The organism is Rhodanobacter thiooxydans LCS2 (genome assembly GCF_000264375.1).
In the GTDB taxonomy this organism is placed as follows: Bacteria; Pseudomonadota; Gammaproteobacteria; order Xanthomonadales; family Rhodanobacteraceae; genus Rhodanobacter; species Rhodanobacter thiooxydans.
Genome location: NZ_AJXW01000047.1, coordinates 37,079 through 58,457 on the forward strand (window position 1 = coordinate 37,079; position 21,379 = coordinate 58,457).

A 21,379-nucleotide genomic window follows, 5' to 3' on the forward strand; every position below is an offset into this window, starting at 1 on the left:
GGAATGCGACTGCAAAAAAACCGTGGCGGCAAGCGGGCTCAGCCCTGCTTGCCGGAGGCCGAAGCGGCAACCTGCGCGGTCTGTGGCGCCGAGGCGGGCGCGGCTGAACCCGCTTCCTGCGCGGCCAGCCACTTGGCGAAATCGGCCTTCGACTTCACCACCACCACGATCGGCATGAAGCCGTGGTCCTGGCCGCATAGCTCGGCGCACTGGCCGCGATAGGTGCCCGGCGTGGTGAAGTTGGCCCACGCCGCATTGATGATTCCGGGGATCGCGTCGATCTTCCAGCCGGTCGCCGGCACCCACCAGGAGTGGATCACGTCACCACTGGTGATCACGAAGCGGATCTTGGTGTCGACCGGCACCACCAGCGGCTTGTCGACATCCAGCAGGTAGGTGTTCTCGTTGCCGACCTTGACCGCGAACGGGTCCATGCCCGAGCCGAGCTGGCGGGTCTGGTCGCTGCGCGTGTCCAGCCTGGACATGAAGCCGACCTTGTCGATCGACTTGCCCAGGTAGTCGACATAGTCGTAGCGCCACTTCCACTGGTAGCCGGTGACCTTGACGGTCATCTGCGAACCGGTGGTGTCGGCCCAGCTGGTCAGGCCGCTGGTGGCCAGGTAGGCCAGGGTGATCAGGATCAGCACCGGAATGGTGGTCCAGACCACCTCCACGGTGGTGTTGTGCGACCACTTCTCGGCCACCGCGCCGCGCGATTTGCGGAAGCGGAAGATGGCGATGAACATGGCGCTGAACACCAGCACGCCGATTACCGTGCACACGCCGAGCGCCACGTTGTTCAGGTGGTACGGCACCGGCGACCAGGTGCTCGCGCCGCGCTCCATGTTCAGCTGCCACGGACCGGGAGCGGCCAGCGCCGCGCTGCCGAACGATGCAAGGGCGAGGGCCGCCACTGCCGTGAATGATCGCCTGATGCCGCCAGATGTCATGTCTTGCACCTTAGAGTCTGTATTCATGATCCAAGTACGTCGCGTTGCCCTGCAGCGGCTGGCAGGTGGTGGTCCGTGGTGAAGCCCATGCTGGCTGCATGGGCAAGCCGCGAGCTGGCGCGTGACGGCCGCTGCAGGGCAACCCGCAGGGCCGGGTCCGTTTGCCCACGGAGCGGCGTCATCGCTCGGTCATGTATCGACATACATTCCCTCCCTCTTCCTTGCCCCGCGGGCAAACAGCTCCCGGCGCGGCGTACTTGGATAATCAACACAGACTCTTTTGAACCTACTTGCGTGGCTGCCCGTTGAAATCGGCCAGCAACACCATGAGCTTCTTCGACAGCGCGGCACGTTCCTGCTCCGCCAGGAAAGCGCCGATCTCCAGCTCGCGTCCATGTGACGACAACAGCAACCGCTGACGACTGCCGCCTGGCTCCAGCAGCACGCGTACCCAGTACGACGGGAAACGCGTGCGGCGCCGGCCTGGCAGCGATTGCACCTCCAGCGACTCGGCGTCGAGGGTGATGCGCTCGCTACGGTCGCCAGCCCGCCAGGCCACACTCAAGGCAATGGCCATGGCAGCGGATTCCACCAAGGCAAACAGCGGAGCGAACACATTCCCCTGCCACGCCACCAGTCCAGCCGTCATCAGCACCAGCACTGCCAGAACCACGATCAGCCGACGCAGACCGCGCCGGCTTAGCGTGCGGTTGGGCTTGAGCCACATCGTCACGCGGGGCAAGCCGGCGGTAGCTGGTCGAAGCACGATCATGGGGACCCGGCGTGCCTGGAACACCGGAATCATAGGCCGCGACGGCGCAACGGGCAACAATGTCGCACCTGCTTGACCTGGATCAAGGAATGATGCTGCGCGGTAGAGCCGCGCCCGCGCGGCGCCCCGACTCCCGCGGATTGCACGGCACGCGTACAATTCCGCGTTCCCCTCCGCATCCGCACATCCCACTGACAAGCCCGTGACCCAAGCCATTCTCCGCCCCGAACTTCCCCCCGACGGCGCGCCCGCGCGCGCGCGGATCACCGCCGCCTGGCTGCGCGACGAGACCGAAGCGGTCAACGACCTGCTCGCCCAGGCCACCCTGCCGCCGGCCGAGCGCGAGCAGGTGATCGACGTCGCCGCCGGCCTGGTCACGCGCGTGCGGGCGCGCGCAAAGGACCAGAGCGCGGTGGAATCCTTCATGCGCCAGTACGACCTGTCTTCCGAGGAAGGCGTGCTGCTGATGTGCGTGGCCGAGGCGCTGCTGCGCATCCCCGACAAGGCCACCGCCGACAAGCTGATCCGCGACAAGCTGGGCGAGGCGGACTGGAAGAAGCACCTGGGCCAGAGCGAGTCGCTGTTCGTCAACGCCAGCACCTGGGGTCTGATGCTGACCGGCCACCTGGTGCAACTGGCCGAGGACACCCGCCACGACTTCACTGGCGCGCTGAAGCGCCTCGCCGGCCGCGCCGGCGAGCCGGCGATCCGCCTGGCGGTGCGCCAGGCGATGCGCATCATGGGCCACCAGTTCGTGATGGGCCGCAGCATCGACGAGGCGCTGGACCGCTGCGCCAAGAAGGAATACGCGGTTTACCGCTATTCCTACGACATGCTGGGCGAGTCGGCGCTCACTGCGGAAACCGCCGAGCGCTATCAGGAAGACTACCGCCGCGCGATCGCCCGCATCGGCGCGCGCGGCCCGTTCGCCAACCACACCGACGCGCCGTCGATCTCGGTCAAGCTGTCCGCGCTGCACCCGCGCTACGAGGTGGCCAAGCGCGAAGACGCACGACGCATGCTCACTGCGAAACTGCTGGAGCTGTCGCAGCTGGCGATGAAGCAGGGCATCGCGCTGTCGGTCGATGCTGAGGAAGCCGACCGGCTGGAACTCTCGCTGGACATCATCGGCGACGTCTTCGCACACCCCTCGCTGGCCGGCTGGAACGGCCTCGGCATCGTGGTGCAGGCGTATTCGAAGCGTACCCCGTTCGTGATCGACTGGCTGATCGAGACGGCGCGCGCCGCCGGCCGGCGCTGGTACGTGCGCCTGGTGAAGGGTGCCTACTGGGACGCCGAGATCAAGCGTGCCCAGGAACAGGGCCTCCCGGGCTACCCGCTGTACACCCGCAAGCCGAACACCGACGTGTCCTACCTCGCCTGCGCGCACAAGCTGTTCGACGCCGGCAGCGAGCTGATCTACCCGCAGTTCGCCACCCACAACGCGCACTCGATCGCCGCCGTGCACCACATTGCGCGCGGCCGGCCGTTCGAGTTCCAGCGCCTGCACGGCATGGGCACCGACCTCTACGCCGAGGTGATCGGCGCGGACAAGCTCAACGTGCCGTGCCGCGTCTACGCGCCGGTGGGCACGCATGAGGACCTGCTGCCCTACCTGGTGCGCCGCCTGCTCGAGAACGGCGCCAACACCAGCTTCGTCAACCGCGTGGTGGACGAGACGCTGCCGGTGCGCGAGCTGGTGGCCGATCCCTGCGAGACGGTGCGCCGTTTCGCGTCCATTCCCCACCCGCGCATTCCCTTGCCGGTCAACCTCTATGGCGAACTGCGGAAGAATTCCATGGGCATCAACTTCTCCAACGACAACGAACTGAAGGCCCTCGCCGAAGCCGTCGCCGCCAAGGCCGGCCCGTGGACCGCCGAACCGCTGGTGCCCGGCGCCAAGGGCAACGGCCCCACCGTCACGGTGACCAACCCCGCCGACCGCCGCCAGGTCGTAGGCAGCTACGTCAGCGCCGACGCCGCGCTGGTCGACCGGGCGCTGGCCAACGCCGTCGCCTCCCAGCCGGACTGGGACCGCCTGCCCGCCGCCAGCCGCGCCGCGATTCTCGAGCATGCGGCGGAACAGCTCGAAGCGCGCCGCGCCGAGTTCATCGCGCTGTGCGTGCGCGAAGCCGGCAAGAGCCTGCCCGACGCCATCGCGGAAGTTCGCGAGGCCGCCGACTTCCTGCGCTACTACGCGACCATGTCGCGCCGCCTGTTCGGCCAGCCCGAACAGTTGCCCGGCCCCACCGGCGAGAGCAATCAATTGTTCCTCAACGGCCGCGGCGTGTTCGTCTGCATCAGCCCGTGGAACTTCCCGCTGGCGATCTTCCTGGGCCAGATCAGCGCCGCGCTCGCCGCCGGCAACAGCGTGATCGCCAAGCCCGCCGAGCAGACCAGCCTGATCGGCTACGCGGCGGTGAAGCTGCTGCACGAGGCCGGCGTGCCGCTCGACGTGCTGCAGTACCTGCCGGGCGATGGCGCCACCGTGGGCGCCGCGCTGACGAAAGATCCGCGCGTGGCCGGCGTCGCCTTCACCGGCTCCACCGAAACCGCGTGGGCGATCAACCGCGCACTGGCGGCGCGCAACGCGCCGATCGCCGCGCTGATCGCCGAGACCGGCGGCCAGAACGCAATGATCGCCGACTCCTCCGCCCTGCCCGAGCAGATTGTCAAGGACGTGATCGCCTCGGCGTTCCAGTCCGCCGGCCAGCGCTGCTCGGCCGCGCGCGTGCTGTTCGTGCAGGAGGACATCGCCGACAAGGTGACCAGCATGCTCGCCGGCGCGATGGCCGAGCTGAAGGTGGGCGATCCCGGCCAGTTGTCCACCGACGTCGGTCCGGTGATCGACGAGGACGCCAAGAAGATCCTGGTCGACCACGCCGCGCGGATGGACCAGGAAGCCAAGCTGATCGCCGAGGCGGCGCTCGACGCCGACATCGCCGCCCACGGCACCTTCTTCGCCCCACGCGCCTACGAAATTCCTTCGCTGACCACGCTGACCCGCGAGGTGTTTGGCCCGGTGCTCCACGTGATCCGCTGGAAGGGCAGCGAACTGGCTCAGGTGGTCGAGCAGATCAACGCCACCGGCTACGGCCTCACGCTCGGCGTGCACAGCCGCATCGACGACACCGTGGAATACATCCGCAGCCACGCCCGCGTCGGCAACTGCTACGTCAACCGCAACCAGATCGGCGCGGTGGTCGGCGTGCAGCCGTTCGGCGGCGAAAGCCTCTCCGGCACCGGCCCCAAGGCCGGCGGCCCGCACTACCTGCTGCGCTTCGCCGGCGAACGCACGCTCACCATCAACACCACCGCCGCCGGCGGCAACGCGTCGTTGCTGACGATCGGGGAGTAAGAGCCGGGATTCGGGATTCGGGATTCGGGATTCGGGATTCGGGATTCGGGAAAATCTCGCATCCTGCACCTTCTCCTTCAAGCTTCGCTTGGGGGAGAGGGTTGGGGCGAGGGGCTTCCGGCATTGCCACGGTGCGGATGCTGCGAGTACGTTGCATCCCATGGCACGGAGCGTTGGCATGCCACGAGAGAAAAAGGACTTGCCGAGTTCACTCGCTGGATGGACGACCCCTGAGCGAAACGCCATGCACGACGCTACGAACACTGATCTTGCCGGCATGCTGCAGCGCCTGCGCGACGCGCAGGCGCGCGAGCCGATGCCCGGGTGGCCCCGCCGCGCGCAACGTCTGCGCCAACTGGAGAAGATGCTGCTCGAACAGCGCGCGGCGTTCGCCGCGGCGATCGACGCCGACTTCGGCCAGCGCCCGGCCGAGGAGACCGACCTGCTGGAGGTCTTCCCCAGTCTGTCGGCAGTGCGCCATGCGCTGCGCCATGGTCGCCGCTGGATGCGTCCGCGGCGCTCGCTGGCGGGACTGGCCTTCCTGCCCGCCCGCAACGTGCTGATCCCGCAGCCGCGGGGCGTGGTCGGCATCATCGTGCCGTGGAATTATCCGCTGTATCTGGCGATCGGCCCGCTGGTCGACGCGCTCGTCGCCGGCAACCGCGCGATGCTGAAGATGAGCGAGTTCACGCCGCGCTTCTCGGGGTTGTTCGCCGAGCAGGTGGCGAAGTACTTCCAGCCCGACGAAGTAGTCGTGGTGAACGGCGACGCCGAGGTGGCGCAGGCATTCTCCACGCTGCCGTTCGACCACCTGCTGTTCACCGGCTCCACCGCGGTCGGCCACCACGTGATGCGCGCGGCCGCGGCCAACCTCACCCCGGTGACGCTGGAGTTGGGCGGCAAGTCGCCGGCGATCATTGGCCCCGGTGCCCGCCTCGAACACGCGGTGGAACGCATCGTGTTCGGCAAGCTGGTCAACGCCGGGCAGACCTGCATCGCGCCGGACTACGTGCTGCTGCCGCGCGCTCGCGTGGCGGAGTTCATCGAGCTGGCCGGCAAGGCGACGACGCGGATGTATCCGCGGCTGGAGCGGAACACGCAATACGCCAGTATCGTCTCCGACCGCCAATACCAGCGCCTGGCCGCCTTGCGCGATGGCGCGCTGGCCGCCGGCGCGCGTACGCACCCGCTCGGTGAAGCGACGGAAGATCCGGCGCGACGGCTGCTGCCGCCGCAGTTGCTGACCGAGGTCGACGACAGCATGGCGGTGATGCGCGAGGAGATCTTCGGCCCGCTGTTGCCGCTGCTGCCGTACGACTCGCTGGACGACGCCATCACCTACATCGCCGCCCGTCCGCATCCGCTGGCGCTGTACCTGTTCGAGCACGATCAGGCCCGCATCGATCTGGTGCTTGCACGCACCCACGCCGGCGGTGTCGGCGTCAACGACACGCTGTTTCAAATCGCCCAGCATGAGCTGCCGTTCGGCGGTGTCGGCGCCTCCGGCATGGGCGGCTATCACGGCGAGGCCGGCTTCCGCACGTTCTCGCACTTCAAGCCGGTATTCCGCCAGGCGCGCTGGAACGGCGCCGGCCTGCTCAACCCGCCTTACGGCGCGCGCTTCCGGCGCATGCTCGCGCTGCTGCTGCGCCGCGGCTGACCTCCTCCGCGCACACAAAAAAACCTCCCCGCCGGAGCGGGGAGGTTTGATGGCACGGCCAGCGCGATCGGCGTCAGAACTTGTACATCGCCGAGAAGCTCAGCAGGTTGCCGTAGTCGTCGAAGTTGCCGGTCAGCCTGTCGCCGGTGCTGCTGACGTTGTCGACATGCGCGTTGTTGACGAAGATGTGCGCGTAGGAGACGTTCAGCTCGAGGCGCTCGTTGGCCCTGTAGCCGAGGCCGACAGAGGCCATCTTGCGGGTCGAGTCGGGCACGCGCGCACCGCGAGTGCCGACGTAGGTCGGACTGCTGTCGACCGCGATGCCGCCGCGCAAGGTCAGTTTGTCGTTGAGGTAGTAGTCGCCGCCGATCGAGGCGTAGATGGTGTTGCGCCAGTTGTACTTCTCGCTGGTCGAAGGCTGCGCGTTGCCGTAGTTCACCGTCAGGTTCTTGAACACGTCCCACTTGGTCCAGGACACGTCGGCGCCGAAGCCGAACTTTTCGGCCTGGTGCCAGTAGCTCGCGCTGGCCACCGCGGGGGTGGTGAAGTCGGCGGAGCCGGTAGTGTGGGAGAACGGCGGGATCGAGCTGGCCAGCGTCGGGTTGGCGAGCAGCAGGTCGTAGCCCGGCGTGGTGGTAAAGTTGCCGGTGCCTGTCAGGACGTGGCTGATCTTGGAGCGGTAGTTCAGCGCCAGCTTGTCGTTCGGGGTCAGCTTCCAGTAGCCGCCCAGCTGCCAGCCGTAGCCCCAGTCGTCGCCCTTGACGCGGGCATAGCCGTCCGAACCCGGGGGCGTCACCGCGGCCACGCCGGCGGCGGCGGCCTGGCCCTGCTGCACGGTCGACTGGATCATCGCGGTGCCCTGCGTCCCCGAGAGCTGGCCGGCGGCCATGGCCGCCTGGATCTCGGCCACGCCCGCCGCCGTCTTGTCGCCGATGCCCTTCTGGATGCCCAGGCCCACGGCGTTGAAGTTGATCGCGCTGGTCAGCTCGGCACTGGTCTTCTGCGCGATGAAGCTGGCGCCCAGGCTGAAGTTGTCGGTGACGTCGAACGACGCCGACAGCGTGGCATCGAGCGACTGGAACTTGGACTTGATGCCGTGATAGCGGCCGACCCAGTCCTTGTCGTATTCGGTCTGGAAACCGAACGGCACCGAGAAGCCTGCGCCCACGTGCACGCGGTCGCTGACCTGGGTGGCGAAGAACAGCGCCGGCACCGGCAAGGTGGTGCCGCCGTCGCCGCCGTTGCCGCCGCTGATCGGGCGACCCAGCACGTCATGCGCGCTGCCGTTGAACTTGGCGCTGAAATTGATGGCGGTGACGTCGGCCTGCAGGTAGGTACCCTTCAGCTCGGACATTGCGGCCGGGTTGTTGACCACCACCGAGGCGTCGCCGCCAGCGGTAGCGGAACCCGCAAAGGCGCGGCCCAGGCCCTTGGCGCTGTTTTCCTTGAGCTGGAACGCACTGGCATCCGCGCTCGCGGGTGCGACCAGGGCGCCCACGACCGCGATGCTCAGCGCGGCAAGCGCCAGTGGACGGGCGGCGCCCGTGAGGGAACGGAAAGACGTGTGCATCGCTAGCTCCTGCATAGTGTTGGAACAGCTCGGGTAGTGACGATAGGATCGGCCGGAAGGACAATTTCATACGTGCGTTTGAACTTCCTTCGCAGGACTTTGCCCTGTTGGACAAGGCGTTGCAAGTGCGGTCGCAACAAATAACTAACGAGTCCATTTCAATCGGACAGGCAAACTAGGGGCCGGAGGGCCCCGTATCTGGCGCTGCTACTCTCGCCACCCTGCGTCCGCCCGCCCATCCACACGGTGCCGCCATGCAATGTTTCGTCTACGCCAGCCTGCGCAAAGCCGACAGCTATCTGTGGCTGGCGCAGCGCGACGCGTTCGACACGCTGCCCGAGCCACTGGCGCTGCTGCTGGGGGAGCTGCGTTTCGTGATGGAGGTACAGCTGGAGGAGGCCCGCAAGCTGCCGGTCGAGGACACCGCGCAGGTGCTCGAGCACCTGCGCACGCAAGGCTGGCACCTGCAGCTGCCGCCGCAGGAAACCCTGGCCGCCGCAAACCACCCCGCCTATACCCACGCGCCGCGGGATGATCGGGACGAATGAATCGCGCATCATCGGCTCGCGTTAACGCCTGGTTACCGCCTGCACCGCCAACGATTTCTATACTGTCCCCATGACCCAGCCCAAATCGCGCCGCCGCCCACCCCTCCTGCACGCCCTGGCCTGGTTCGTTCCCGGATGGTTCGCGGTCGCCGTCGCCGGCCTGGTCACGCACCCGCTGACCCTGGTTCCACTGTTGCTGGCCAATGCGCTGACCATGGCGGCGACCTGCCACGCGATCGGCTTCGACCCCGAGCCGCGCTTCGGCCGCACCGTATTGCGCCGTGGTGCCGCGCACCTGGTGATGTTCACCGGTTACACCGTGCTGGTGTTCGTGCTGGTCGCGTGGCCGATGCTGCAGCTGACCCATGAACCCAGCCTCAGCGCGGCGCTGGTGCTGGCCGCGGCGCTGGTGCTGGCGCTGGTCGCGCTGTGGCGGCTGTGGCCGGCGTTCGGTCTGGTGTTCGTGTGGGACGACGCCTATCCGAGCCAGCGCGACGGCTCGTGGATCTTCACCGCCACCTTGCGCAGCATCGCGTTCGGCCGCCACCTGTCGCGCGAGGAGCGCTTCTTCAGCCACTTCCTGCCGGCCGCGTTCGCGCTGCTGGTGCTGGCCTTCGGCGCGATCGCGCTGACCGGCCTGTACGGCGTGCTGCCGCCGGAGCCTCGCGTCGCCGCGCTGGCGATCTATGGCGCCGTGCTGCTGCCACTGGGCTGCCTGGTGATCGCCAATCGCACGCTGCGCGCACTCTTGTGCGAACGCCAGCAGCCGCGCCGCCGCGGCGACCACGACCCGCGCGCCGCCAGCGCGCCGCGCCCGGTGCTGAGCGAACAGGAACGCACCGCCGGCACGCCGGAGCAGGCCGCCGCGTTGCTGGCCGCCACCCGCGACGGCGACATCGAGCGCGCGCTGGCGCTGGTCGAAGCCGGCGCCGCCCCCGACACCGCGCCCCCCGGCGACGACCGCGACCAGCGCCCGGTGCTGATGCTGGCCGCCCTGCTGCCCGACACCCGCCTGCTGCGCGCGCTGATCGCCAAGGGTGCCGACGTCAACCGCGCCAGCGGCGGCATCACCGCGCTGCTGGCCGCCACCCGCGACAGCTGGCACGGCCGCGCCGAGGCGGTGCTGACCCTGCTTGCCAACGGCGCCAGCCCGCTGGTCACCGACGCCGAGGGCAACACGCCGCTGCACGGCGCCGTGCTCAGCGGGGACGCCGGCGTGGCGGCGATGCTGCTGGACGCGGCCGCGCCGATCAACGCCTTGAACAAGGCCGGCGTCAGCCCACTGGCCACCGCCTGCCGCGCCGCCAACTGGCCACTGGTGAAATTCCTGCTGGAACGCGGGGCCAAGCCGGCCCCGGCCGAGGGCGAACCGGCGCTGGTCGCCGCCGCCAGCATCGCCGACGACGACGTCGAAGGGGTGAAGCTGCTGCTCAAGCAGCGCGCCGCGGTCAACGCGGTCGACGCACGGCACCGGCATGCCCTGCTCGCCGCCGCTGCCGAAGGCCATGAACAGATCGCCCGCGCGCTGTGCGCCGCCGGCGCCGACGTCAACCTGGTCGATCGCCACGGCAGCAGCGCGCTGATGGAAGCGGCGCGTGCCGGCGCCGGCGGCATCATGCAGCTGCTGGCCGAGGCGCAGGCGGATGCCGGCCTGCGCGACAGCCACGGCCGCGACGCGCTGACCCTGGCCTGCCAGTCGCCACGCGCGCACGCCGACACCGTGCGCGCCTTGCTGGCGCTGGGCGCCGATCCGAAGGCCGCCGGTGGCGACGGCCGCAGCGCGCTCGATCACGCCGCCGGTGCCGGGCGCTGGGACCTGGTCGCCCTGCTCGACCCCGACACGCCGCTGCCGGCCAGCCTCAGCCATGACGTGCTGGCCGAAGGCAACGACACCCCCGCCCATCTGCTGGACGCGCTGCGCTTCGGCCACTGGGCGATCGTCTCCGGCTTCGCCGAGCGCGTGCGCGACTGGCCGCAGGCAGAGCTGGCCCGGCTGTACCTGGAACTGGCCGGGCCGGGCCACGACGCGGCGCGCCGCTGGCTGCTCGACCACGGCCTCGATGCCGAGGCCCGGCTGGAAGCGCCGCGCATCGACGACGCCGAAACCGCCGACGCACCGCATCTGCCGCCGCTGGGCCAGCGCCTGTTCGACGCCCTGCTGCCGCAGCTGCCCGACGCCACCGAGGCGCTGGACGACCTGCTGCAGGCCGGCGCCAGCCCGGCCGGTGCCGGCCTGTTGTCGCAGGCGCTGGCATATTTGAACGGGGCTGCCGAGGGCGCCGCGCTGCCGTTGAATCTGCTCGAACGCGGCGCCGATCCGTTCGGCGCCGACGCCCGCGAACGCACGCCGCTGCAGCTGGCCGCGGCCAACGCGCAGTTGCCGCTGCTGCAGGCCCTGCTGGCGCGCGGCGGCGACCCGAACACGCGCGACCGCGACGGCCGCACGCCGCTGTTCGCCGCGCTGGAGCACGGTGCGCAGGCGTTGCCGCTGGTGCGCGCGCTGATCGCCCACGGCGCCAACCCCGAGGCCACCGACGCGAACGGCGAGACCCCGCTGGGCCTGGCGCTGGAGCACCCGGCGGTAGAGCGCTGGCTGGACTGGCGCGACTGGCCGCGACCGAACCGCGCGCTGCGCGCCGACGACCTGCCCACCGCCGCCAAGGCCGGCGCGCTGGCCAGCGTGCAGCGCCTGCTGGAACTGGGCTTCGCCGTGGACACCCGCGACGAGCAGGGCGCCACCGCGCTGCTGCACGCCTGCGGCGCCGGCCACCGCGACATCGCCGCCTGCCTGCTCGGCGCCGGCGCGGACCCCACACTGCCCGCGGGCAGCGGCGTCACCCCGCTGGCCGCCGCGGTGGCCGCGCGCCGCGAGGCGCTGGTCGCCCTGCTGCTGCAGCACCAGGTTGCCGTCGACCAGCGGCTGCCGAACCAGGCCACCGCGCTGATGGTGGCGGCCGCGATGGGCTACCCGGAGATCGTCGAGCAGTTGCTGGACGCCGGCGCTGCGGTCAACGCGGTCGACGACGCCGGCCGCAGCGCACTGCATGCGGCGGCGCAGTTCGGTTTCGAGCACAACGACAGCCTGCGCGCACGGCGCCTGTTCGACCGCCTGCTCAAGCACGGGGCCGATATCAACCACGCCGACCACGAGGGCAAGACGCCGCTGCTGCTGCTGCTCGGCGCGCAGCTGCGCCCGGGCAGCGCCTGCGATGCCACCCACCTGGGCGCGCTGGTGCCGCTGCTGCTGGAGGCCGGCGCCAAGGTCGAACCCGCCGACCAGCGCGGGGTCACTGCGTTGCACGCCTGCGCCATGCATGCGCTGCTGCCGCCGGCGCGCGTGCTGCTGTCGCGCGGCGCCGACCGCAACGCGGCCGATGCGTTCGGGCGCACCGCGGCCGACGTGGCGCGGCAGCTGGGCTATGTCGACATCGCCCACGAGCTGGCTGCGCGCAGCAGCGCGATCCCCAGCGTGCGGCAAACCCTGCGCCAGCCGGCGCAGCCCTCGGACTGAACCGCCGCCGCTACTCCCCTTCCTCGCCGGCCAGCGGCGTATCCGCGTCGCGCTGGCGCTCGCGTTCCGCGCTGCGCTCGGCATCCGCCTCGAACAGCTGCTGCAGGTCGAGCATGGCCTCGCGCGTGCTCTGGATCAGCTTGGTCTCGTCGTCGTAGACCAGCGCCTGCTTCTTCAGCAGCTCCTCGTCGTAGCGGCGGAAGCGCTCGACCCGGTCGATCGCCAGTTCGTGCGGCAGGCCCAGCGCCTCCAGCGTCTTGCGGGTCATCTTGAGGCTGGAGTGGAAGGTCTCGCGCACCGGCTCCTCGACGCCCATGTCCATCAGCCGGAACACATGCTGGCGGTTGCGCGCGCGAGCGATGATCTTCAGGTGCGGATACTGCCGCCGCACCAGTCGTGCGGTGCGCAGGTTCGCCTCCGGGTCGTCGGTGGCCAACACGAACACCTCGGCCCGGTCGGCCCGCGCCGCGCGGAGCAGCTCCGGCCGCGCCGGGTCGCCGAAGAACAGGTTGACGCTGCCGAAGCGGCGTGACTCGTCCACCTGGTCGGCCGAATGCTCCAGTGCCACGAACGGGATATTCTGCGCGCGCAGCACGCGGGCGATGATCTGGCCGACACGGCCGAAGCCGGCGATGATCACGCGCGGCGTGCCGGCATCGATCGCGTCGAACTCACGCGACGGCTTGTTCGGCCGCACTTCCAGCACCTTCGCCGCCAGCACCACCAGCAACGGGGTCAGCGCCATCGACAAGGTGATCGCCAGCACCAGCGCGTCGCGCTGGACCACGCCGATCAGCCGCTGTTCGGCCGCCTGGCGCAGCACCACGAACGCGAACTCGCCGCCGCAGGCCAGCAGCACCACCAGGCGCAAGGTATCGGAACGGTTGAGCCCGCCCAGCAGCCGCCCCAGCGGCCACAGCAGCACGCTCTTCAATAGCAGCAGCGCGCCGACCAGGCCGAACATCAGCCCGGGGCGGTGCAGCAGCAGCGACAGGTCCATCGACATGCCGACGCTGATGAAGAACAGCCCCAGCAGCAGGCCCTTGAACGGTTCGATGTTCGATTCCAGCTCGTGCCGGTACTCCGAATCGGCCAGCAGCATGCCGGCCAGAAACGCGCCCAGGGTGGCCGAAACGCCGGCCATCTCCATCAGCAGCGCCACGCCCAGCACCACCAGCAGCGCGGTGGCGGTGAACACCTCCACCGAATCCGCCTTGGCCACGAAGCGGAACACCGGGCGCAGCAGGTAGCGGCCGCCGACGATCACCGCCACGATCACGCCCACCGTGCGCAGCACCGCGAGCAGGTTGAAATCCTGCGCGGTGGAGGACGCCAGCAGCGGCACCGCGGCGATCAGCGGGATCGCTGCCAGGTCCTGGAACAGCAGGATCGAAAACACCTGCCGGCCGTAGGCGGAACCGGCCTCCTTGCGCTCGGCCAGGATCTGCAGGCCGAACGCGGTGGACGACAGTGCCAGGCTGCCGCCCACGATCGCCGCGCCCTTGCCGGTGAGGCCGAACAGGAAATACCCGGCCGCCGCGATCGCCACACTGGTCGAGAGCACCTGCAGCAGGCCGGTGCCGAACACCGAGCGGCGCATCACCCACAGGCGCTGCGGCGACAGTTCCAGGCCGATCACGAACAGCATCAGCTCGACGCCGAACTCGGAGATCGTCGCCACCCCCTCGGTGTCGCTGACCAGCCCCAGCAGCTGCGGCCCGATCGCCACGCCGGCGATCAGGTAGCCGAGCACCGCACCCAGCCGGAAGCGCTTGGTCAGTGGCACCGCGATCACCGCGGCCAGCAGGAACACCACCGCGGTCTGCAGGAAATGATGGCTGTCCAAGCGCTGGCGGCTCCGGTCGGGGAGCTTCGATTATTCCACGCGGCCGGCGGCCGTGCGGGCGGCGGAGGTCACGTCCCGCCGCAGGCCAATGCCAAGCGGCTGGTGCAGCTGATGGACTGTCGCGAGAAGCTGAAGATCGACGCTATGACCCGTCATACCTAACGCCAGCTCAGGCATGAGACCTGATGTCCCGCGAGTTCGCGTGCCCGCCCTCACCGCCGGATACCCATCGTTGTCCGGAATATCGGTTGTTACAGCTCACGGGTTGCCTTTGCTCGCCTGGAAGGCCTTGAGGCGTGCCTTCCGCTGAGGAATGGGAACATCCGGATTCAACTGGATGTACTTTGCTCCCGTCCGAGCCAGTGCGCTTTTTGCTGCATCCGTATGGGCGGCATCGACCGCCACATAGACACGAGCGTCTTTCAACCATTCACGCGGCACTTTTTTCGCAAGCCGGGCCAAAACACGCACGAGGTTGTCCTGCGAGGGTGAGGCGATCATCAGTGCGCCGTCCCTGTTCAACTCGCCTCGAAGCGCATTGAACAGATGATCTACCGACGCCTCGTAATCCCCGGCTGTCGGCAATCGCAGAACGACCGTTGCCGGGAAGCCATCCTGCCAATCAGCATCAACCCGGAAGAACGCTTCCGTGAGGTAGTGCACCCAATCGACATACTCACTGCCATGCGGACTCTGCAGCGGCGCGACAAAGATCGCTTCCTCCTTCGCCCATCTTGCACGCAGCAATGCATCCACGCGAGCTGCCTTCGTCATGGCCCCGGACCAAGCCGGCTCATCAGGAACCGATCCCTTTCCATCCATCAGTTCGAAGGCCAGCTCGACGTGCTCCGCCTTCGCATCGTCCATCGCTTCCACCGTGCTCTCGGCCGGCACCACAACGCGCAAAACCAGTTGCCTGCCGTCAGCCGAGAAATGATGGCCTTCTCCCCACCAGATTGAACTGACGCTGTGCGGCAATGCTTCGATGTACTCCTTCGGCAGGAAATCCTTCAATCCCATCGCACGCACGGGCTTGCCGTGACCGTCGTAAATCACTACCACGTCATCGCCGTAACCGGCGCCGTGCCAATTGTCGAACGTCACCACGAAGCCGGAGGGTGAAATGATTGCCTCGACGGGACTCACCTCGTTGAGCAGCGGCTCATTCCAGACCACACGCCAATGGCCATGCTCCAGATGCTCCATGAATCCCTGTGCCCGCTTCTGCAGGTTGCCCGGCAATGCGCCAGCATCCTCGCGACCAGCGGCCTTGTCCTCGAAGTAGGCCAACGCCCCAGAGACGGCCCGTGGCGTCACGGTGAGCCGCCAGGTACGGTCGGCTGAGAAATAAACCTTCGTCGTCGCCGGCATCCAACTGTCAGCCAGGAGAGGCGCAACGAACCATCCTGCTCCCAGAACAGCGAAAACGATCCGTGCCCACCAGCATGCGGCATGGCGCATACCCATCCCCGAGGCAAATGACGCAGATGGTTGTACCCGTGCACATCGGGGTGGCGCAACCACCGGCCCTGCCGCGCGGGATCCGCATTCACCGGCGCGCCAAGGCCGCACAATGCAAAGGCCCGCCGAACGGCGGGCCTTTGCATCTCAAGTGCATGGAGTGTGCTTACTTCTTCGGCTTCGGTGCGTCCTTCAAGCCGCGGTTTTCCAGCATCGGCTCGATCTCGGGATCGTGGCCGCGCCAGTCCTTGTACATCTTCGCCAGTTCCTCCGTGTTGCCGCGCGAGAGCACCATCGCGCGGAAGCGGTCGCCGTTCTCGCGGCTCAGGCCGCCGTGTTCCTTGAAGCCGATGAAGGCGTCGTCGGCGAGCATCTGCGTCCACAGGTAGGCGTAGTAGCCGGCGGCGTAGCCGTTGCCCCAGATGTGCTGGAAGTAGCTGGAGCGGTAGCGCGGCGGCACGTAGGAAAGATCCACGCCGTCCTTCTTCAGCGCGGCGGCCTCGAACTGGTCGGCATCCTGCAGCGGCGCATCGGCGCCGAGGGTGTGCCAGTTCATGTCGAGCAGCGCGGCGGCGACCAGCTCGGTCATGTCGTAGCCCTTGTTGAACTTGCCGGCCTTCTTCATCTTGTCGACCAGCGCCGGCGGCATCGGCGCGCCGGTCTGGTAGTGCTTGGCGTAGTTCGCGAATATCTTCGGGTCGGTGGCCCAATGCTCGTTGAACTGCGAGGGGAACTCGACGAAGTCGCGCGCCGTATTGGTGCCGGACAGGGTCGGGTACTGCTCGTCGGCGAAGATGCCGTGCAACGCATGGCCGAACTCGTGGAACAGAGTGATCACGTCGTCGAACGAGAGCAGCGCCGGCTGACCCGCGGCCGGCTTGCTGAAGTTGCACACGTTGAAGATCACCGGCTCGCTGCCGAGCAGCTTCGACTGCGTGACCAGGTTGTCCATCCAGGCGCCGCCGTTCTTGTTGTCGCGCTTGAAGTAGTCGGTGTAGAACAGCGCCAGCGACTTGCCGTCCTGGTCGAACACCTCGAACACGCGCATGTCCGGCTGGTACACCGGGATGTCGTGGCGCTCCTTGAAGGTCAGCCCGTACAGCTGGTTGGCGGCGTAGAACACGCCGTTCTGCAGCACGTTGTCGAGTTCGAAGTACGGCTTGATCTGGTTCTCGTCGAGGTCGAACTTCGCCTTGCGCACCTGTTCGGCGTAGAAGTTCCAGTCCCACGGGGCGAGCTTGAAGCCGCCGTGCTGCTGGTCGATCACCGCCTGGATGTCAGCCGCCTCGGCCTTCGCGCGCGCGGTGACCGCGGGCACCAGGTCGTGCATGAACTTCAACGCCGTTTCCGGCGTCTTCGCCATCTGGTCGTCCAGCTTCCACGCCGCGTAGTTCGGGAAGCCGAGCAGCTTGGCCTGTTCGGCGCGGATCTGCGCCAGCCGCTCGATGGTCTTGCGGGTGTCGTTGGCGTCGCCCTGCTCGGCACGGTTCCACGAGGCCTCGAACAGCGCCTGGCGGGTGGCGCGGTCGGCAAGATCCCGCAACTCGGGCTGCTGGGTGGTGTTCTGCAGGCTCAGCACGTATTTGCCTTCCTGCTTGCGATCCTTGCCAGCCTGGGCGGCGGCAGCCAGCTCGGCGTCGGAGAGGCCGGCCAGCTTCGCCTTGTCCGCGAGCACCGGCGCGGCGTCCCTGGTGGCGGCCAGCAGCTTGTTGGTGAACGCGGTGCTCAGCGTGGACGCTTCCTTGTTGAGCTCCTTCAGCTTCGTCTTGTCGGCGTCGGAGAGCTTCGCGCCGGCATGCACGAAGTTCTTGTAGACCACCTCGACCAGACGGGCGGATTCCGGATCGAGCTTGAGCGTGTCGCGCTGGTCGTAGACCACCTGCACGCGCTGGAACAGCTTGCCGTTGAGGTGGATCGCGTCCTCGTGTGCGGCCAGCTTCGGCGCCTCCTCTTCCTGCACCTTCTGCAGCGTGTCGTTGGTGTTGGCGCCGGTGACCGCGCTGAACGCCGCCATCACCCGGTGCAGCATCGCGCCGGATTTCTCCATCGCCACGTAGGTGTTCTCGAACGTCGGTGCGGCCGGGTCGTTGGCGATCTTCTCGATCTCGGCCAGCTGCTGGCGCATGCCTTCCTTGATCGCCGGCTGGTAGTCGGCGTCGTGGATCTTGTCGAACGGCGGTGCCTGGAACGGCAGCGTGCTGGCGCTGTAGAACGGGTTGCTGGTCATGGCGGTGGCGGTGCTGCTGGCGGCGGCCGAGGTGGCCGGCGCGGGTGGGTTGGCGGCCTCGTGCGGCTGTTGCGAGCAGGCGGCGAGGGCCATGGTGGTGGCGATCATGATCATGCGCAGGCGAAGCATGCGGTCTCCCAGGTTGAGATGTGCCCGTCGGCGGGCAGGGCAAGTCGTGACCGCCGACTGTAGCGACAGCGCGGCGAGTTTCCAAACCGCAGGATCCCGCGTCGGCGTCCGCGCGCCACTCAGGCCGCGCGCAGGTCGCGCAGCTGCCACGCTGCGCCGATCAGCAGGTACAGCCGGTGGCGCACCACGCTCATCGGCAGATCGGTGAGCAGGTCCACGTCGGTGCGCAGGTCGGCGACCTTCGCCTGCACCTGCGCCGCCGGGTCGGTCGCGCCGAGGCTGGCGTCGACCGCATCCGGGTCGGGCTGCGCCGCGCGCCAGCGCTGGAACAGGGTGTCGTCGCGCAAGGCCTGCTGCAGCGCTGCGGCAAAATCATTCGGGCCGGCGCCGTCGTAGGCGAAGCGCGGATCGTCGCCGCGCGCGTGGCCGAGATCGGCAATCGAGAGGTAGTAGTGGTTGCGGGCCATGACGACTCCTGAAGTGCGGGCAGGCGCCTATCGCAGCACGCCGCGCGTGAAGTTCAGTCCAACGCCGTCACCGCCGCGCGCAGATGGCCGGCGGCCAGCGCCGGCGCCAGGCCGTGCGGCAGCACGCCCAGGCATGGCGCCGGCAACAACCGGCACAGCGTGGCCAGGTTCTCCTCCGGCGCTTCCATCGCCGGGTCGACGCAATTGCCGATCCAGCCCAGCAGGCGGCAGCCGTCGGCCACGATCGCGCGCGCGCTGAGCTGGGCGTGGTTGAGACAGCCCAGCCGCAGACCGACCACCAGGATCACCGGCAGCTGCCACTGTCTGGCGATGTCCGAGGCGAACAGCCCCGGCGCCAGCGGCACCAGCCAGCCGCCGACGCCCTCGACCACCACCGTGCCATGCGCCGCCTGCAGCCGCTCGAAGGCCTCGCGCAGCGGCGCCAGGGTAATCGTCACACCGTCGTGCGCCGCCGCCAGGTGCGGCGACAGCGGCTCGCGCAGCGCCGCCGGGTTGACCAGCGCATACGGCAGCTCTGCGCCACCAGCCGCCAGCAGCGCCAGCGCGTCGTCGTTGCGCAGACCGTCGGGCGTTTCCGCACAGCCGCTGGCCACCGGCTTCATGCCGCAGGCGTCGCGGCCCGCCGCGCGCAACGCATGCAGCAGGGTGCAGGCCGCGTGGGTCTTGCCGATGCCGGTGTCGGTGCCGGCGATGAACACCGCAGCCGTCATGGCTGCGCGTAGCACCGGTTGAAACGATTCGTCATCGGACCGATCAGGAACAGCAGCGCCAGCGTGCCGGCCATGCACGCGTACGCCAACCCGTAGCAGACGAACAGCGTGCGCATGTCCGGCGCGCCGCCAACCAGGTGGAAGCCGCTGGGCAGGCGGTCGCCGCTCAGCCAGCTGAACACTCCGGAGAACACCATGTGCAGCGGGTAGACGAAGATCATCGCGAAGAACACCAGCAGCAGCGAAAGCCAGCGGCCGGTGGCATCGGCGCGGTGGCAGCGCTTGCGCCAGCGCACGTGGCCGTGCCAGAAGAACGCGATCTGGAAAAAGCACACGGCGAACGCCGGGATGCCGCCCAGTGCCAGCAGCCGCTTGTCGGTGCTGTCGGGAATCGACTCGCCGCCGATCAGCAGCAGGGTGAGGATGAACGCAAACGCGCCATCCATGAACATGTCCAGCCGCCCCGCCTCGATTCCCTCGCCCTGCCCGGTCAGACTCATCATGCATCTCCATGCTGGTGGCCGGCGCATAATACGGGTTTTGCTGCAGGCCACGCCGCATGTTCGATCTGAAAACCCACAGCTACGCCAGCAAGCGCGAGCACTACGACGACCTGGTGCGGCAGGCGCGCGGCATCCTCGCCGGCGAGCGCGACCTGATCGCGAACGCGGCGAACTTCGGCGCGCTGGTTTACCACAGCCTGCCGCAGCTGAACTGGGCCGGTTTCTACCTGTACGACGGCAGCGAGCTGGTGGTCGGCCCGTTCCAGGGCAAGCCGGCGTGCATCCGCATCGCGCTGGGCCGCGGCGTCTGCGGCACCGCGGCGCAGACGCGGCAGACCCAGCTGGTGCGCGACGTCAACGCGTTCGAGGGGCACATCGCCTGCGACGCCGCCTCGCAGTCGGAGATCGTGGTGCCGCTGGTGAAGGCCGACGGCAGCCTGCTCGGCGTGTGGGACGTGGACAGCCCGGTCACCGACCGCTTCGACGAGGACGACCGCACCGGCATGGAAGCACTGTGCGCGGTGTTCATGGAGACCACATGCCGCTGACCACCCTTCGCGACCGAGCGTAGGAGCCCGCTCGCGGGCGATGCTCTTGGAGCCGGGATTCGGGATTCGGGATTCGGGATTCGCAAAAGCAGAGCGTCGCCTGCGGGCGGTCTCCCACGCGTCAGCGTTAGCGGTCCTGGTGCACGCCTTCGCGCGGCTGCCGCAACAGCGCCACCACCGCGGCGCGCGCCTCGTCCACACCGGTCCCGGCGGTGGAGGAGAACACTTGCGCGGTGGCGTGCAGGCCGTCGGGAAAGCTCTTGCGCATCGCCGCCAGCGCCTGCGCGGCCTGGTTGCGCGAGAGCTTGTCGGCCTTGGTCAGCAGCAGGTGGCAGGGCAGGCCAGTGGCGAAGCAGAAGTCCAGCATCATCCGGTCGAACTCCTTCAGCGGATGGCGGATGTCGGCGATCAGCACCACGCCGCGCAGGCTGCGCCGCTGGTGCAGATAGCGGTCGATCTCCTGCCGCCAGTGCTCGCGCAGCTCCTGCGGCACCTTGGCGTAGCCGTAGCCGGGCAGGTCGACCAGGCGCACCTCCAGCGACGGCTCGCCCTCGGCCTGCGCCAGCGGTAGTCGCTCCTGCGCATCCTGCGCCCGCGACACTGGTACGTCCTTGTACGGCGGCAGCGAGAACGACACCATTTGCTGGGTGCGCCCCGGCGTCTTCGATGTGCGCGCCAGGCCCTTGTGCCCGGTCAATGCATTCAGCGCGCTGGACTTGCCGGCATTCGAGCGCCCGGCGAACGCCACCTCGGCACCGCGGTCGGCGGGAAGCTGGCTGACGCGATGGGCGGCGAGCACGAACTGCGCGCCTTGCAGGGGATTGGACATGGGGTGGTTTGACCAAGCTATGGTGGCACGGGGATAATTCTGCGGTTTCTGCCTGTCACAGGCCGCGTGGCCATCATCCCTGGCAGTGTTCGCAAGTCTCTCGGGAGTCAAGTGTATGAGTTTTCGGTCCGCTGGTTTTCGGCCCGCTGTCCTCGGGTCCGCCGTAGCCCTGGTGTTTGCGCTGACCAGCACTGCATTGCTCGCACAGGACGCCCAGCCGGCCGCCGCCGCCACCGCGGCAGCCCCGACGGCTGCGGCTGCGGCTGCGG

15 protein-coding genes are annotated in these 21,379 nt (G+C 68.6%); 5 read left to right on the forward strand and 10 right to left on the reverse strand.

The genetic code is table 11. From position 1 onward, the window contains the following. Positions 1–38: 38 nt before the first annotated feature. Positions 39–950, reverse strand: coding sequence for a cytochrome c oxidase subunit II (gene coxB, locus UUA_RS10665; protein ID WP_039953834.1), 912 nt, complete (start codon positions 948–950; stop codon positions 39–41). Positions 951–1,236: 286 nt separating this feature from the next. After that, positions 1,237–1,677, reverse strand: a complete 441-nt coding sequence (locus tag UUA_RS10670; RefSeq protein WP_008436678.1) for a DUF2244 domain-containing protein — start codon at positions 1,675–1,677, stop codon at positions 1,237–1,239. Positions 1,678–1,924: 247 nt separating this feature from the next. Here UUA_RS10670 and putA point away from each other — a divergent pair, with 247 nt between their 5' ends. Both putA and UUA_RS10680 read left to right on the forward strand, forming a co-directional pair. Beyond that, positions 1,925–5,080: a bifunctional proline dehydrogenase/L-glutamate gamma-semialdehyde dehydrogenase PutA gene (gene putA, locus UUA_RS10675; RefSeq protein WP_008436680.1), complete on the forward strand. Its 3,156-nt coding sequence runs from the start codon at positions 1,925–1,927 to the stop codon at positions 5,078–5,080. A 244-nt stretch (positions 5,081–5,324) separates the two neighbouring features. Continuing rightward, a complete protein-coding gene (locus tag UUA_RS10680) occupies positions 5,325–6,740 on the forward strand; it encodes a coniferyl aldehyde dehydrogenase (protein WP_008436681.1) in 1,416 nt (471 codons plus the stop codon). A 73-nt stretch (positions 6,741–6,813) separates the two neighbouring features. Here UUA_RS10680 and UUA_RS10685 read toward each other — a convergent pair whose 3' ends face one another. Continuing rightward, on the reverse strand, positions 6,814–8,310 hold the full coding sequence (locus tag UUA_RS10685; protein WP_008436683.1) for an OmpP1/FadL family transporter: 1,497 nt from the start codon (positions 8,308–8,310) through the stop codon (positions 6,814–6,816). 254 nt (positions 8,311–8,564) lie between these two features. Here UUA_RS10685 and UUA_RS10690 point away from each other — a divergent pair, with 254 nt between their 5' ends. Together UUA_RS10690 and UUA_RS10695 are read left to right on the forward strand one after the other, a co-directional pair. Continuing rightward, a complete protein-coding gene (locus UUA_RS10690; RefSeq protein WP_008436685.1) occupies positions 8,565–8,858 on the forward strand; it encodes a YcgL domain-containing protein in 294 nt (97 codons plus the stop codon). A gap of 70 nt (positions 8,859–8,928) precedes the next feature. After that, positions 8,929–12,369, forward strand: coding sequence for an ankyrin repeat domain-containing protein (locus UUA_RS10695; RefSeq protein WP_008436687.1), 3,441 nt, complete (start codon positions 8,929–8,931; stop codon positions 12,367–12,369). A 10-nt stretch (positions 12,370–12,379) separates the two neighbouring features. Here the strand turns inward: UUA_RS10695 and UUA_RS10700 are convergent, their stop codons facing one another. The 6 genes from UUA_RS10700 to UUA_RS10725 all read right to left on the reverse strand — a co-directional run bounded on the left by UUA_RS10700 (position 12,380) and on the right by UUA_RS10725 (position 19,733). Beyond that, positions 12,380–14,215, reverse strand: a complete 1,836-nt coding sequence (locus UUA_RS10700) for a monovalent cation:proton antiporter-2 (CPA2) family protein (protein ID WP_008436689.1) — start codon at positions 14,213–14,215, stop codon at positions 12,380–12,382. Positions 14,216–14,473: 258 nt separating this feature from the next. Next, positions 14,474–15,676 carry a hypothetical protein gene (locus tag UUA_RS10705; RefSeq protein WP_155943263.1) on the reverse strand — a complete coding sequence of 401 codons (1,203 nt, stop codon included), beginning with the start codon at positions 15,674–15,676 and terminating at the stop codon, positions 14,474–14,476. 166 nt (positions 15,677–15,842) lie between these two features. Further along, a complete protein-coding gene (gene dcp, locus UUA_RS10710; RefSeq protein ID WP_008436692.1) occupies positions 15,843–18,032 on the reverse strand; it encodes a peptidyl-dipeptidase Dcp in 2,190 nt (729 codons plus the stop codon). Between the two features lie 119 nt (positions 18,033–18,151). Next, entirely contained in the window at positions 18,152–18,499 is a 348-nt protein-coding gene (locus UUA_RS10715) for a hypothetical protein (RefSeq protein WP_008436693.1), read from the reverse strand. Between the two features lie 53 nt (positions 18,500–18,552). Continuing rightward, a complete protein-coding gene (gene bioD, locus UUA_RS10720; protein WP_008436695.1) occupies positions 18,553–19,230 on the reverse strand; it encodes a dethiobiotin synthase in 678 nt (225 codons plus the stop codon). Next, entirely contained in the window at positions 19,227–19,733 is a 507-nt protein-coding gene (locus tag UUA_RS10725) for a TMEM175 family protein (protein ID WP_235605919.1), read from the reverse strand. The genes bioD and UUA_RS10725 overlap by 4 nt, the downstream gene beginning before the upstream one ends. Before the next feature lie 56 nt (positions 19,734–19,789). Here UUA_RS10725 and UUA_RS10730 point away from each other — a divergent pair, with 56 nt between their 5' ends. After that, positions 19,790–20,281 carry a GAF domain-containing protein gene (locus UUA_RS10730; RefSeq protein ID WP_008436698.1) on the forward strand — a complete coding sequence of 164 codons (492 nt, stop codon included), beginning with the start codon at positions 19,790–19,792 and terminating at the stop codon, positions 20,279–20,281. Positions 20,282–20,408: 127 nt separating this feature from the next. Here the strand turns inward: UUA_RS10730 and UUA_RS10735 are convergent, their stop codons facing one another. Beyond that, positions 20,409–21,110 (reverse strand): GTP-binding protein, encoded by a 702-nt coding sequence (locus UUA_RS10735; protein WP_008436700.1) that lies wholly within the window; start codon positions 21,108–21,110, stop codon positions 20,409–20,411. Positions 21,111–21,379: the final 269 nt, after the last annotated feature.